At 44.4% G+C, this 13,222-nt stretch carries 12 protein-coding genes; 7 read left to right on the plus strand and 5 right to left on the minus strand.

Features of this window, described 5'->3' with window-relative positions; genetic code table 11:
- The 3 genes from ACESM0_RS09450 to ACESM0_RS09460 form a co-directional block, all read left to right on the plus strand.
- A partial coding sequence (locus ACESM0_RS09450) for a DNA repair protein RecN (protein WP_372905870.1) occupies positions 1-1,346 on the plus strand: 1,346 nt, incomplete at its 5' end.
- 294 nt (positions 1,347-1,640) lie between these two features.
- Positions 1,641-2,045 (plus strand): GxxExxY protein, encoded by a 405-nt coding sequence (locus ACESM0_RS09455; protein WP_372905872.1) that lies wholly within the window; start codon positions 1,641-1,643, stop codon positions 2,043-2,045.
- A gap of 180 nt (positions 2,046-2,225) precedes the next feature.
- On the plus strand, positions 2,226-2,807 hold the full coding sequence (locus ACESM0_RS09460; RefSeq protein ID WP_372905874.1) for a flavodoxin family protein: 582 nt from the start codon (positions 2,226-2,228) through the stop codon (positions 2,805-2,807).
- Positions 2,808-2,885: 78 nt separating this feature from the next.
- Here the strand turns inward: ACESM0_RS09460 and ACESM0_RS09465 are convergent, their stop codons facing one another.
- Positions 2,886-5,756 carry an FAD-binding and (Fe-S)-binding domain-containing protein gene (locus ACESM0_RS09465; protein ID WP_372905876.1) on the minus strand — a complete coding sequence of 957 codons (2,871 nt, stop codon included), beginning with the start codon at positions 5,754-5,756 and terminating at the stop codon, positions 2,886-2,888.
- Between the two features lie 273 nt (positions 5,757-6,029).
- Entirely contained in the window at positions 6,030-7,232 is a 1,203-nt protein-coding gene (lhgO, locus tag ACESM0_RS09470; protein ID WP_372905889.1) for an L-2-hydroxyglutarate oxidase, read from the minus strand.
- 216 nt (positions 7,233-7,448) lie between these two features.
- Here lhgO and ACESM0_RS09475 point away from each other — a divergent pair, with 216 nt between their 5' ends.
- Together ACESM0_RS09475 and ahcY are read left to right on the plus strand one after the other, a co-directional pair.
- Positions 7,449-7,958 carry a TlpA family protein disulfide reductase gene (locus tag ACESM0_RS09475; protein WP_372905878.1) on the plus strand — a complete coding sequence of 170 codons (510 nt, stop codon included), beginning with the start codon at positions 7,449-7,451 and terminating at the stop codon, positions 7,956-7,958.
- 76 nt (positions 7,959-8,034) lie between these two features.
- On the plus strand, positions 8,035-9,345 hold the full coding sequence (gene ahcY / locus ACESM0_RS09480; protein ID WP_372905880.1) for an adenosylhomocysteinase: 1,311 nt from the start codon (positions 8,035-8,037) through the stop codon (positions 9,343-9,345).
- A 631-nt stretch (positions 9,346-9,976) separates the two neighbouring features.
- Here ahcY and ACESM0_RS09485 read toward each other — a convergent pair.
- A complete protein-coding gene (locus ACESM0_RS09485) occupies positions 9,977-10,516 on the minus strand; it encodes a YceI family protein (protein ID WP_372905882.1) in 540 nt (179 codons plus the stop codon).
- Between the two features lie 370 nt (positions 10,517-10,886).
- Between ACESM0_RS09485 and ACESM0_RS09490 the strand changes: the two genes are divergently transcribed.
- Both ACESM0_RS09490 and ACESM0_RS09495 read left to right on the plus strand, forming a co-directional pair.
- The gene (locus ACESM0_RS09490) at positions 10,887-11,126 is read left to right on the plus strand and encodes a hypothetical protein (RefSeq protein WP_372905884.1); all 240 of its coding nucleotides are present in this window, start codon (positions 10,887-10,889) and stop codon (positions 11,124-11,126) included.
- Between the two features lie 50 nt (positions 11,127-11,176).
- On the plus strand, positions 11,177-12,208 hold the full coding sequence (locus ACESM0_RS09495; protein ID WP_372905886.1) for a universal stress protein: 1,032 nt from the start codon (positions 11,177-11,179) through the stop codon (positions 12,206-12,208).
- Positions 12,209-12,215: 7 nt separating this feature from the next.
- On the opposite strand, the gene ACESM0_RS09500 is transcribed toward ACESM0_RS09495, so the two are convergent.
- A complete protein-coding gene (locus tag ACESM0_RS09500; RefSeq protein WP_372905887.1) occupies positions 12,216-12,638 on the minus strand; it encodes a DNA-binding protein in 423 nt (140 codons plus the stop codon).
- Positions 12,639-12,658: 20 nt separating this feature from the next.
- A partial coding sequence (locus ACESM0_RS09505) for a serine aminopeptidase domain-containing protein (RefSeq protein WP_372905888.1) occupies positions 12,659-13,222 on the minus strand: 564 nt, incomplete at its 5' end.

The raw sequence follows: 13,222 nt of genomic DNA on the forward strand, positions 1-13,222 counted from the left end.
ATCAGCTTGTGGATCTGCATGGTCAGCACGATCATCAGCTACTGTTGAAAGAGGAGAATCACCAGGATGTGATTGATCAGTTTGATTCGGTTCAGCCGGTACTGAAAGCTTATCGTGCCGAGTACAAGAAAATGTCGGATCTGCAGAAAGAGCTTCGGGATCTGAAACGCCGGGAGCGGGATCTGAATGAAAAGATGGAGCTCTACCAGTTTCAGGTAAAAGAGCTGGAGGCTGCTGAGTTGGACGCCCACGAAGAGGAGGAGCTGGAGTCGGAGATGAATCTTCTGGATAATGCAGAAGATCTGGACCAAAAAGCTGCTTCAATATCGGAAATTGGAAACGGAGATGATGTAAGTTTGATGAATTTGCTCAATACGATCAAACTTCATCTGGAGGATATGGCAAGAATAGAGCCGGAATTCCAAACGTATCTGGATGAGGTGGCCACGGCCAGAATCAGTATTCAGGAGGCCGTGCAGTTTGCCGAGCGATATCGGGATGGAATTGAGTTTAATCCAAAACGTCTGGAGACACTGCGTCAGCGTCAGTCAGAATTGAACAGGCTTCAGAAAAAATATCAACGAGACATATCGGGACTGATTAAGTATTACAATGAAATTAAGGCTGAACTGAATGTTGCCGAAAATTTTGACCTGGAAATTGAGCGGATTGAGAAAAAGATTGCGGATCAGGCGGAAGTGTTAAAGGAGAGAGCAGTGGATCTGCACGAGACAAGAGTACAGGTAGGAAATCAGCTCTCAGCTGATATAGCCGATGCGCTGAAGAATCTGGGTATTGAACATGGCCGTTTTCAGGTAAGGGTGGATTGGCTGAAGGGCGGCTCCGGCTGGGTTGAGGTTGATGGGGTTCCGGTTGAGTGTACATCTGAAGGATGTGATGAGGTGTCTTTCTTCATTTCAACAAACAAGGGAGAGTCTCCAAAACCGTTGGCTAAGATTGCATCGGGCGGTGAGATTAGCAGGGTGATGCTGTCGCTGAAATCGATTCTGGCGAAGGAGCACCACTTGCCGGTGATGATCTTTGATGAGATCGATACGGGAATTAGCGGGCATATCTCTGAAAAAGTGGGCCGTGAGATGCGGAAGCTGTCGGAGTATTGTCAGATTGTGGCGATTACGCACCAGCCGCAGATTGCGAGTCAGGCCCACAAACACTACAAGGTGGAAAAAGTGGAAGAAGGAGAACGAACAATCACAAAAATTATCGCCCTTTCTGAAGAAGAGCATATCCGTGAAGTTGCCGGTTTGATGAGCGGTGAGGAGATTACTGAGTCGGCACTCAGCAGCGCGAAAGAACTTATTGAAAGAAGCGGGATGAGGAATTGAGTTATAGGTGACCTCTTTAGATCATGTTATTGGTTCTCGCAGAGTGTCGCGGATTCAACCGCAGATTTACGCAGAATTTCTGCGGGACTCAGCGAAATTATCTGCGTAAATCTTCGAGGAAAAGAATTAATAGAATGATTCTGTACATTCGTGCACCTTTGAGTCTTTCTGCCTTGGTGGCGATTTAATAGATTTCAATTTTGTAAAGAGAAATATAGGTGGTGCAGTAATTAGACTCTGTGAATCATTGCCACGAAGTCTCGAAGTCGCCAAGATTCACAAAGGGGGATATTCATGCAAGTAGATGATAAATATGAACCATTAAGTACTGAAGAAGAGAAAACTGGAAAGGCAGTCGTCCATGCCGCTTATACCGTACATAAAGAACTTGGCCCAGGTCTTCTTGAAAGAGTTTACGAAGTCTGTTTTTGTCATGTTTTGACGGAAATGGGTCTCAATGTTTTAAGGCAAATTGATGTTCCAATACAGTTCGAGGAGCATATCTTTGAAGAAGGTTTACGGCTTGATGTGATGGTTAACAATCTGGTTATCTGCGAGTTGAAAGCGATGGATAATGTCAATCCTGTTTGGGAAGCACAGCTTCTGAGCCATCTAAAACTTACAGGGAAAAGATTAGGCTACCTCATAAATTTTAACGTCCCCCTGATCAAGCAGGGAATCAAAAGAATGATTTTGTGAGTTTGTTTGAATAAACAAAGTTCTAAAACCGATAATTAAGTAGTTTATTGAGTGTGATTTTCACTTGATGGTCATTGCCTCAAAGTCACCAAGGCCCACAAAGGAGAGAATTAATTATGACTTTGATAACTTCGTGCACCTTTGAGACTTTCTGCCTTGGTGGCAAATAAAACTAATCCTATGATTCGACTTACACTAACAATATTTCTGCTCTTATTTACTACTTCGTCATTACAGGCTCAGCAGGTTTTGATAGTTTACCACTCTGAGACGGGGAATACCGAGCAGATGGCTCAATCGGTGGAAGAAGGGGCATCGTCGGTGGAGAGCGTTTCTGTTGTTTTGAAGTTTGTGAATGATGTATCAAATGAAGATCTGATACAGGCCGATGCTATTATCGTAGGAAGCCCGGTTTACAATGCCAATGTCACTCCTGAAATATCAGCCTTTATTGCATCCTGGCCGTTCGAGGGGCAACCGCTGAAGGATAAAATCGGAGCGGCTTTTGTGACCGCCGGAGGGATTTCAGCCGGGGAGGAGATTGTGCAGATGAATATCCTGCAAAGCATGCTGGTGTTCGGAATGATTGTGGTTGGCGGTCCGGAGTGGACACAACCGTTTGGAGCATCTGCCGTAACGGGTGAGCCGCCGTTTGAGGTAAGTGAACAAAATGAAATCTCAGAGCAGTTTACAGAGAAAGGTTTTCTATTGGGTGAGCGGGTGGCGAAGCTTGTTAAAAGTATGAACTCCGTGGTAGAATAATTTTCTCGCAGAGTCTCGCAGATTTTTAAAAATTTTCATGTTTCGCTTCGCGTCAAAAGATGAGCCGTGGCTATAAAATCAAGACAGATTCTCTTGCATCGCTTCCCACATAATTACAGCAGGATGCTTCGCTTCTTTCCCGACTCCATCCCGGATTTGATGTCGGCAAGAAAAGCCCTCTGAACAGATCTCCAGATCATTCAATTCTCTTAACTGCGGGAATAATGTCTGCTCCCCAACCTCCATTGAGACCTCGTACTTATCCTGTTCGTACCCAAAACTGCCGGCCATTCCGCAGCAACCGGTTTGAAGCTCTACAGGATCAAACCCAAGCAGTCGAAAACTTTGGAGAAGAGGATCATTTCCAACCAATGATTTAGTGTGGCAGTGTCCGTGAACAAGAACTTTTTTTCCATTTCTCGGTTTTTCAAATTCTTCGCCGGCCAGCTCAGTTGCGAGGAATTCTTCCCATAAAAACGTGTTGGCAGCAATCGTTTGTGATTTTGCGAGTAAATCATCTCCACAAAGGTCAGTGTATTCATCCCGGAGTGTGAGTATTTCACTTGGTTCCAGGCCAACAATCGGAATCTCCTGTTCTGCAAATGAAATTAGCCGGCGGATGTTGGTTTCGCAGATCTCTTTTGCCTCATCCAGAAAGCCTTTGGAGATTTGAGGGCGCCCGGTCGGGAAAATTCCCGGCACAATCACGCTATATCCAAGCCGGTTCAAAACCTGACATGCTGCTTTTGCAATCTCCGGCTCATGGTAATTGGAGAAGAGATCGACCAAAAGCATTACCTGTTTTCTGCCCGGCTGAACAAACTGCTTTTCATTTTTTTGATACCATTTATAAAATGTCTGATGTGCAAACTCCGGCAGATTGCGTCTTTCATCAATCCCGGCAACTTTCTGAAATAGCTTCTTCACAGGTTTTTGCCGGTTCATAAAGTTGGTCAATGGAGCGAACAGAGACGCTACAGGATAGAATTTCTCAGGATGACCAAAAAAGGTTTCTGTTAGTGTAGCTCCATTTTCTTGATGCCAACCGTTCATAAACTCCGCTTTCATTTTGGCCATATCCACATTGGCCGGGCACTCACTCTTGCACGCCTTACAACTCAGGCAGAGACTCAATGCCTCCTTCAACTCTTCAGATTTGAAGGCTTCTTGTTGCTTTCCTGAAAAGAGCTGGCGAAAGAGGTTCGCACGTCCGCGGGTTGTATCTTTCTCATCTCTGGTGGCGTGGTAGGATGGACACATCGTGCCGCCGCTCTCGGCCAGTTTTCGGCAAACACCGGCGCCGTTGCACAGTTCAACGGCTGAATCAAAACCCTTCTCTACTCTCCAGTTGAACGTTGTTTTAACAGCCGGTTTTTTATAATCGGGTGAAAAGCGCAGGTCGCTGTCGATCGGTTTGGGATCGAGAATTTTACCGGGATTGAAACGGTAGCCCGGGTCCCACAACTCCTTCACCTGCCGAAGCAACGGCATCATCTCCTTGCCGAGAACGGTTTCAATGTAAGGAGCACGCGCCCGGCCGTCACCATGTTCACCCGAAAGCGATCCCCTATATTTTTTCACCAGATCTGCCACTTCCTGAGCAATGGATTTGAGTGTTTTTAATCCGCCCTCGGTCATCGTATCAACTACGGGTCGGAGGTGTAGTTCTCCCACGGAAGCGTGCGCATAAAATACACATGATGTATTGTGGCGCTTCAGTATCTCCCGGAACTCTTTCAAGTATTCCGGAAGATCTTCAACTCGTACGGCAGTATCCTCCACAAAAGTCGGAGAGCGATTCTCGGAACCAAGTCCCATCAACAGGCCCAGACCCGCTTTTCGAAGATCCCATACCCGGCGCATTTTATCCTCTTCAGATACTACAGGATGGGCGTATCCAAGTTTGACCTCGTTCAGTTTTTTTACAAGTTGATCGGCCTTGCTTTGAAGCTTTTCGGGATTGTCACCTTCAAACTGAATGATCAAAATACATTTCGGCTCACCCTCAAGGAAAAACCGGTTCTTTCGCTGCTCAATATTTCCTTTTGTAGCATCCAGAATGATGTCATCCACTAGCTCAACTGCGGCAGGATTCCATTTCACGGCTTCCACGGTGGCGAGCATCGCTTCATGGAGTGAATCAAACTGAGGAATGACAACTGTTTTGTGTTTGGGCAGAGGAACCAGATTCACTTTGGCGGATGCGGTCATTGCCAGGGTGCCTTCACTTCCGCAGAGCAGTTCGGCAAGATTGAAAGGTCGACCACCCGGGGTGATCGGATCCATTTCACAGAGGCGATCGAGTGCGTATCCGGTATTTCTTCGGATGATGTCGGGATGCGGGTAGTGCTTCAGAATTTCATTTTTATGCGTTTTCAGCAGTTCCAGCATCCCGCGGTATATCTCTCCCTCCAACGGATCGAGCTTCAGTTTTTGGTTGAGTTCTTCACTTGATAACGGTTTAAATGTGACTGCGGAGCCGTCACTCAGCACGGCGTTAATTTCGAGAATATGCTCACGCGTGGTTTTATGTTTGATGGAGAACGAACCGCAGGAGTTATTGCCGATCATCCCGCCCAGCATGCAGCGGTTTGTGGTTGCGGTATCGGGTCCGAACTGAAGTCCTGTCTTTGCCGCCTCCCGGTTTAATGTGTCACGAATCACCCCGGGCTGAACTCTTGCATAATTCTCTTCCGAATTGATTTCAAGGATGTTTTGCATGTGGCGGGAAGTATCCATAATGATACCTGCTCCGGTTGTTTGTCCGGCGAGACTGGTTCCGGCACTTCGTGCAGTTATCGTAAAATCTTCAGCTTTTGATCTTCGAACCAGAGTCTGAATATCATCCCGGGAATTTGGGAAGGAGACTCCTCTCGGGAGCTCTTCGTAAAGAGAAGCATCGTTTGCATAGAGACGACGGGTAAGGGAATCGGTTTGAATAGTTGACAAAATAGTACTGTTCGTGAAATTTTTTATTGTTGATTAGAGACAGTTTATTACTGATTTTAAGGGTACATGTAAATCTAAACCAATTCAACTTTAAGTGAAATTCTCCCCTCGAGGGGAGTCCTTCGCGGATAGCGGAGGGAGGGGTGTTCGTTCATTTATTGAAGTTGCCTGTAAAAATTCAGGTGTAATCAAGAATTCAACCACCCCTTTGTCCCCTACTTCCAAAAGAGGGGAAACTTTTCTACTAAGTTAGAGCTTGAAATATGACCACCCTCAAACCAACGAAAAATTCTCTTTAACTTTTTTGACGATTTCATCGCCAATGGAGAGTCCTGCTGTAGCTGCCGGGCTTGGAGCATTCAGTACGTGCACTTCGCGATCGGTCGTTTCAAAGTAGAAATCATCCAGAATGTCACCGTTGGGTTTAAGCGCCATGGCCCGAACACCTGAGGGAGATCCGGTTAAATCCTGAAGCTCAATGGAGGGAATCAGTTTTTGAAGATTTTTAAGGAAACCGCGTTTGGAGTAGGATCTGTACATCTCATCAATTCCCATTTTCCAGTGTTGTGAGGCAAGTTTCCAGAATCCGGGAAAGTCGGCCACTTCAATGGTATCCTGAAAATCGAAAGAGCCTTTTGTGTACCCTTCACGTTTGAATGTAAAGACCGCATTGGGACCGCACTCCACACCGCCAAGAACCATTTTGGTGAAGTGAACCCCGAGGAACGGAAATTCAGGATTGGGCAGCGGGTAGATCAGCCCCTTTACTTTATGCTCTGCTTCCGGTGTAAGCTCATAGTACTCACCCCGAAAAGGCACGATTTTAACCGGACTCTGAACACCGGCCGACCGTGCCACGCGGTCTGAGTGAAGCCCGGCGCAGTTTATCAAATAATGAGTTTGGTATGTACCGGATGAGGTCAGGATATTTAGAGCGCCGTTTCTTCTTGAAACGCTTTGTACCTGACTACTCAGTTTTACCTGATTACCACCCTCTGCGATTTTTTCCGCAAGCTTACGGCATACCCCAACAAAATCTACAATTCCTGTACAGGGAACATGAATGGCTTTAACTCCGCTTACATACGGTTCAATTTCCAGCATCTCATCCTTATCGATAACCTTGATTCCCTCGATCTCATTCTGAAGGCCCCGCTCGTAAATTTCATATAAACTCGGAATTTCTGACTCCTGGGAAGCGACAATGATTTTTCCGCAGATGTCGTAAGCAACATCATTCTCCTTACAAAATTGAACCAATTGGTGCCGGCCATCTACACAGTTCCGTGCTTTATAACTTCCCGGTTTATAGTATATACCGGAGTGAATCACACCCGAATTATGCCCGGTTTGATGGGGCGCAACCCGATCTTCTTTTTCGAGAACCAGAATTTTGGCATCGGGGTACGATAGGGAGAGTTTGTAAGCAGTTGATAGGCCAACAATTCCTGCTCCAACGATTGTGAAATCAAATATCATGGGAAAGTTTTTCAGTTTATAAACGCAGAAAATATAAGAATTGTTGAAGCGAGACTCACGTTAAGTTATTCTGATAAATTTAACAGTAATAACATCTTTACTGATTCGTATAGCAGATAAATATTTTGACAGATAATCACTATCTTTAATGCTTGATAAAAATAGCTTTTTGTTTATATGAACCAAAAGCAGTGCTTCAATAAATTGACGACTATGACTTTTAATACTTTTATAAAACTAAGCTTTATTGTAATTCTTATTGCCTCCATTTCAGCTTGTGGGAGTTCGGGTGACTCCTCAAATGAAGCGATTGTAGAAAATGCTGTGTTTGCCGATCTGGACGGGAATCAAGTTAGTATTAAAGATTTTGAAGGAAAATTGGTTTTAATCGACTTTTGGGAATCGTGGTGTGGCCCGTGCCTCCAGGTATTTCCAACTATGGATGAACTCCGGGAAGAATATCCTGATCAGTTTGAGGTTCTTGCCGTTACGGTTGGGCTAAATGAAGGTCCTGAAGATGCCCGGGAATTCGCAGAAGAGAATGATTACGATTTTAACTGGCTTTATGATGATACAGGAGTGTTTGCCAAACTAGGCGGCCAGGGAATCCCGTTCAAGGTTTTTGTAGACCCCGATGGGAAGCTTATCTCGATTGAGATGGGATCTTATGGCCGCGAAGGCGACTACAACAAAACGAAAGAACTGATTCAGAAATATTTTTAATGAACAGCTGAACAATCATCCAATAAAAGCTGTTTCTAAGATCAGCAAAGATTTTTAATACAAACAAACGAATAACATGGAGCAACAAGTAGAAAAATTACCTTATAAAGTTAAAGATATTTCATTGGCTCATTACGGGCGGCAGGAGATTGATCTTGCAGAAGCTGAGATGCCCGGACTGATGGCCCTTAGGGAAGAGTATAAAGACGAACAACCGCTTAAAGGAGCTCGCATTGCAGGCTGCCTTCACATGACGATACAGACTGCTGTTCTTATTGAAACGCTGATTGAATTGGGTGCAGACGTAACATGGTCTTCATGCAACATCTATTCTACACAGGATCACGCGGCTGCAGCGATGGCCGAAGCGGGTGTTCCGGTGTATGCATGGAAAGGAATGACCGAAGAGGAATTTGACTGGGCTATAGAGCAAACCCTGCACTTTCCTGACGGAGAGCCATTGAATATGATTCTGGACGACGGAGGCGACCTGACCAATATGGTGCTGGACCGCTTTCCTGAACTGATTGACGGTATTAACGGAATTTCTGAAGAAACCACTACCGGCGTTCTTCGTCTGATTGAGCGTGAGCGTAAAGGTACGCTGACGCTGCCGGCCATTAATGTGAACGACTCTGTAACCAAGTCGAAGTTTGACAATAAGTATGGTTGCCGAGAATCAGCTGCTGATGCGATTCGCCGAGCCACCGACGTGATGATGGCCGGGAAGGTTGCTGTTATTGCCGGATATGGTGATGTAGGTAAAGGTACGGCCGCTTCAATGCAAGGTGCAGGAGCCCGCGTAATTGTTACCGAGATTGATCCAATTTGTGCGCTTCAGGCTGCAATGGACGGTTTTGAAGTGAAATCCATGGACAGTGCCGTTGAAGAAGGTGATATTTTTGTGACCGCCACCGGAAACAAGGACATTATCAAGGATCGTCACTTCAAAAAAATGAAAGATAAAGCGATCGTTGGAAATATTGGTCACTTCGACAACGAGATCGACGTAGCCTGGCTTAAGCAGAATGCCAAAGAAGAGAATATTAAACCACAGGTTGATATCTTCACGTTAAATGACAGTGGCAAACAAGTTGTACTGCTTTCTCAGGGTAGATTGATGAATCTCGGTAATGCAACCGGACATCCTTCATTTGTGATGAGCAACAGTTTTACGAATCAAACGCTTGCACAGATTGCACTTTGGAATCGACCGGAAGAGTTTGAAGCGGGCGTACATGTGCTGCCAAAATCTCTTGATGAGAAAGTAGCCCGTCTGCACCTGTCCAAGATCGGTGTAGAACTCGAGACATTGACTGAAGATCAGGCTGAATATATCGGAGTACCGATTAAAGGACCTTATAAGTCTGATCAGTACCGATACTAATCAGTAGTAATTATCCAATTCGAAAAGGCGTGAGTGCAGAACTTACGCCTTTTTTATTTTTAACAGCTTGGGATAAGGTTTGAATACCAAAAGTGTCCCCCTTTTGAAGGGGGATTGAGGGGGACGATTCACTGAGCGATGATTTTACTCTTTTATTATCTGTCACAAACATTACTTTTGGGGCGCCAAAAGTAAACATCCCGAAGTCTCGGGACCCGGACGGTGATTGCTTCCGGGCCTGGTTTGCCCGCGCGGTTACACAACATCGATCGCTCCCAGGGGAGCCGATATTGTGATGTCTTCCGCGCTTTGATGCAAACCATGCTATTTCGCTGCCGCGTTCAAAAAATGAGCTCCACCAATCAAGGCCGGAGGGCTCTTTTACTCTATTTAAAAGTCTGAATTGCTACTGGAATACGGTTTACATCCATCATAAAATGAATACCCTGATTAGTTGAACAGCAAATATTTATCATCCCCACTACTTTGCATATGCCTCATAGTGCAGGCCTGTCCCCATTCAAAGGGGTCGCCTTTGATTCCGGAATAGATCTATTTGACGGAATGTGTGCATAAAAAAACCGCCACACCCTTTCTGGCATGACGGTGGATCTAACCAAATCTTCGAGAATTAGTTTTTAGTAAACTGAACATTCAGATTCAGTTTCACTTCATCTGAAACCACAACGCTTCCGGCTTCCGTTACTGCGCTCCAGGTTAATCCAAAATCTTTCCGATTGATCTTGCCTGTTACGTCAAATCCGGCTTTGGTATTCCCATAAGGATCAACAACAGTTCCTCCATACTCGGCATCCAGTTCAACCTGTCTGATGTTGTTGCGAATCGTCAAGTCGCCTATCAGTTTGTACTCCCTTTCACCGGTTCTCTTAAAGGAGGCAGACTCAAATGTCATCTTTGGATATTCGATTGCATTAAAGAAATCCTCTGACTTCAGGTGATTATCGCGATCTTCGTTGCCGGTTTCAATGCTGTCAATGTTTGCCTCAAAGGAGATTTTTGCATTTTCAAAGTCTTCATTGTCAGACTCAATTGACGCGTCAAAATCTTTAAACTTTCCGGTAACGGTCGATATGACCAAATGTTTCACTTTAAACGTTATTTCAGAGTGAGCCGTGTCGATGGTCCATTTGGTTAGTGTGTCAGTACTCATTGTTATGTTATTAAAAAGTTGTATGATTGTTTAATGTTGAACTAAATATAGTGAGTTGCAAGCTTCGAGCAAAATTAATTTAATATTAAACTAAATAGTCAGCGCGTTATGCATCAACGATTTGAAGGGTATTTAAGGTAAGAGGAGTATGTTTTACCTAAGTTTAGTAGGGATGTGACGAAAGAGGAAAATTGATTAGCCGATTAAATTATACCCGGATAAGTTTAGCGCGATCAGGTCGTGTCAATGTCACATTGATCAAGCCATAAGGAAATCCCTTAGTAAGCGTTCAGTCAAATTTTTATATGATTTTGAAAGATAAATCGTTTTTTTAAGAGTAGATGTGCTTAAAAAATGAACAGGAGGAAATATGAATAACATGATGAACGGGAATTCAGAATCGGTACTTCAGGAACGCGTAAATCGACTAAAAGATGAGGGCTATCGCGGCTTTACAGTCATATCAGCAAAAAAGAGTGATAAATGGGAAGGAGTAAAAGTTACTGTAAAAAATAGTAAGGGTAAGGAGTTGAATGCCGAAGGGGAGACTGTTGACGAAGCTTACGAAAATGTTATAGAGCTCATCGACATTGCAATAGATGATAAATAGAACATAAAGTATAACGATTAAACTAGATATTAACGGCAAGTTAAAGAGGTATGGAAAAGTATAGGAAAATTTTGGTGCCTACAGATTTTTCAAGTGGAGCTGAGGCTGCATATGCAGTGGCAAAGCAGTTAGCTCATAAGTTTGCCGGTAAGATAGATCTGATGCATGTTCTGCCAACCGGTGAATACCTGAGGGAAACATTAAAAAAAATACCGGTAGCCGTTGATCCGGATGAGGATGTGATTCCTGATATAGTAAAAGAGACAGAAAGAAAGTTAAATTCAGTCCTGGAAAAGATCGAAGAGCCCATTCGAGGAAAAATTCATATCGGGAAGAATAGAAAAGCTTCCGATTCAATCATTCATTATGCAAATGGCGAGGGGTATGATCTGATTGTGATGGGCTCCAAAGGTGAGGATGAATCTTTTATGAAAAGAGGATCTACAACACTGCGTATACTTAGAAATTCTAAAGTACCGGTGCTGGCTATTGATAAAGGCACAACAGCCGGTGACATCAAACGGATATTGCTGCCAACCGATTCATCCCAACTCTCATTGAGTGCTCTGCCACACGCCGTAGCGCTGGCGCATGCGTTTGGTGCGGAAGTAGCACTTTTTTATGTCATGGAACTGCACGGGGGAATGACCGATGATTCCGATTTTAAACCGGAGACACATCAGAAAGAGAAAATTTATGAACAGCTGATGAGCCGGCTGGATTACTATCTGAAGGATCGAAAGCCTGAGGGTATTGAGTTAAAAAGAAGTGATAAGTCATTTCTGGACAGTTTAAAGGCGGGCAAAGCAGATGCTAAAAAATATATACCTTTGAAAACGGTAGTCATTGCCGGAAACTCAGTTCATTATGAAATCGAAAAATATGCAGATAAAAACTCAGACCTTGTTGTAATGGCAACTCACGGTCATAGTGGCTTCGCACATCTATTCCTGGGCTCAATGACGGAAAAGGTTGTTCAGAATCTACCTAAACCGGTAATGACTACCCGGCCAACTGAAGCTGAATTTGACAGAGCTGAAAAGAGCAGTATCGGAATGGTAACCTACGATCCGCTCCCGTAAAGTTTATCTATTCATTATTATATCGAACCTGCACAGGCGAGTTGATTCTGATCTGAGGTGTTCCCTCATGTATTTGGATGAATCCTTCTACGCAGATTTGCCGATTAGTATAGAGATCTTCCGGAGAGCTGTCCCAGGCCGGCCGGTCCTCTCCCCAGATTACACCGGTGAAATGCTGATTGGGATAGGCCTCTTCAAAATTGATAAATGTCGGTTCCCCGCCAATTTGTTTGATCGTCTGAACAGAGACAACCTTACCGCAAACTTCAGCGTACTTTCCCCGGTGATCTACGGCTTCACTTGCTGTAGTGGTTACCTCAATTTTTTGCTGTCGATCCGGCGAAAAAACACGGGACAGGATCAGCCCGGTGAACAAAATAATGACGAGAACAGGGATAAACTTCTTAATTATTTTTCGCAGCTGATTCATCGCTGGTTGATAAAATGAGATTACCTGTTCATGTGATTCTGCAACCAGGTAAGTATATCGGTCATCACTTCATCACGATTAATTTCATGAAGCATTTCGTGACGGCCTCCGGGATAAAGCTGTATGTCTACAGATTCAGCCCCGGATTTTTCCAAGATTGATTTGAGCTGATGAACTCCTTTGCCCATGTTAGAAACCGGGTCCTCATCACCGGAAACCAAAAGCATGGGTACCGGTTTACTGTAACCTGAAAATGGTTCATGTTGATGAAGAGTTTTCAGACCGAGAAAGAGGTCGCGATAGAACCCAACCGAATAAATGAAACCACAGACCGGGTCGTTTATATATTGATCCACAATGTCTTGATCCCTGGTCAGCCAGTCAAAATCTGTACGATTAGGTTTGAACACTTTATTGTACTTGCCGAAAGTCAGGAAGTTGATAAGGGGACTCTTTTTATCTGTACCCCGAAGCTGACTGAGTATTCTGGATAAGATGATTCCGAAATGGAGTAAAAGCGGAGGCTTCCCGTTACTGCCTGAGTAGATGATTCCATTTGGATGAATGGGCTGCAGCTGCATCAT

The sequence above is a fragment of the Rhodohalobacter sp. genome (genome assembly GCF_041686455.1).
Lineage (GTDB): Bacteria > Bacteroidota > Rhodothermia > Balneolales > Balneolaceae > Rhodohalobacter.

What these genes read in the sequence shown, in the direction of transcription:
- ACESM0_RS09485 (WP_372905882.1), bottom strand. Translation starts at nt 10,516, where the DNA reads ATGAGTACTGACACACTAACCAAATGGACCATCGACACGGCTCACTCT.
- ACESM0_RS09500 (WP_372905887.1), bottom strand. Translation starts at nt 12,638, where the DNA reads ATGAATCAGCTGCGAAAAATAATTAAGAAGTTTATCCCTGTTCTCGTC.
- ACESM0_RS09475 (WP_372905878.1), top strand. Translation starts at nt 7,449, where the DNA reads ATGACTTTTAATACTTTTATAAAACTAAGCTTTATTGTAATTCTTATT.
- ACESM0_RS09490 (WP_372905884.1), top strand. Translation starts at nt 10,887, where the DNA reads ATGAATAACATGATGAACGGGAATTCAGAATCGGTACTTCAGGAACGC.
- ACESM0_RS09455 (WP_372905872.1), top strand. Translation starts at nt 1,641, where the DNA reads ATGCAAGTAGATGATAAATATGAACCATTAAGTACTGAAGAAGAGAAA.
- ACESM0_RS09495 (WP_372905886.1), top strand. Translation starts at nt 11,177, where the DNA reads ATGGAAAAGTATAGGAAAATTTTGGTGCCTACAGATTTTTCAAGTGGA.
- ahcY (WP_372905880.1), top strand. Translation starts at nt 8,035, where the DNA reads ATGGAGCAACAAGTAGAAAAATTACCTTATAAAGTTAAAGATATTTCA.
- ACESM0_RS09460 (WP_372905874.1), top strand. Translation starts at nt 2,226, where the DNA reads ATGATTCGACTTACACTAACAATATTTCTGCTCTTATTTACTACTTCG.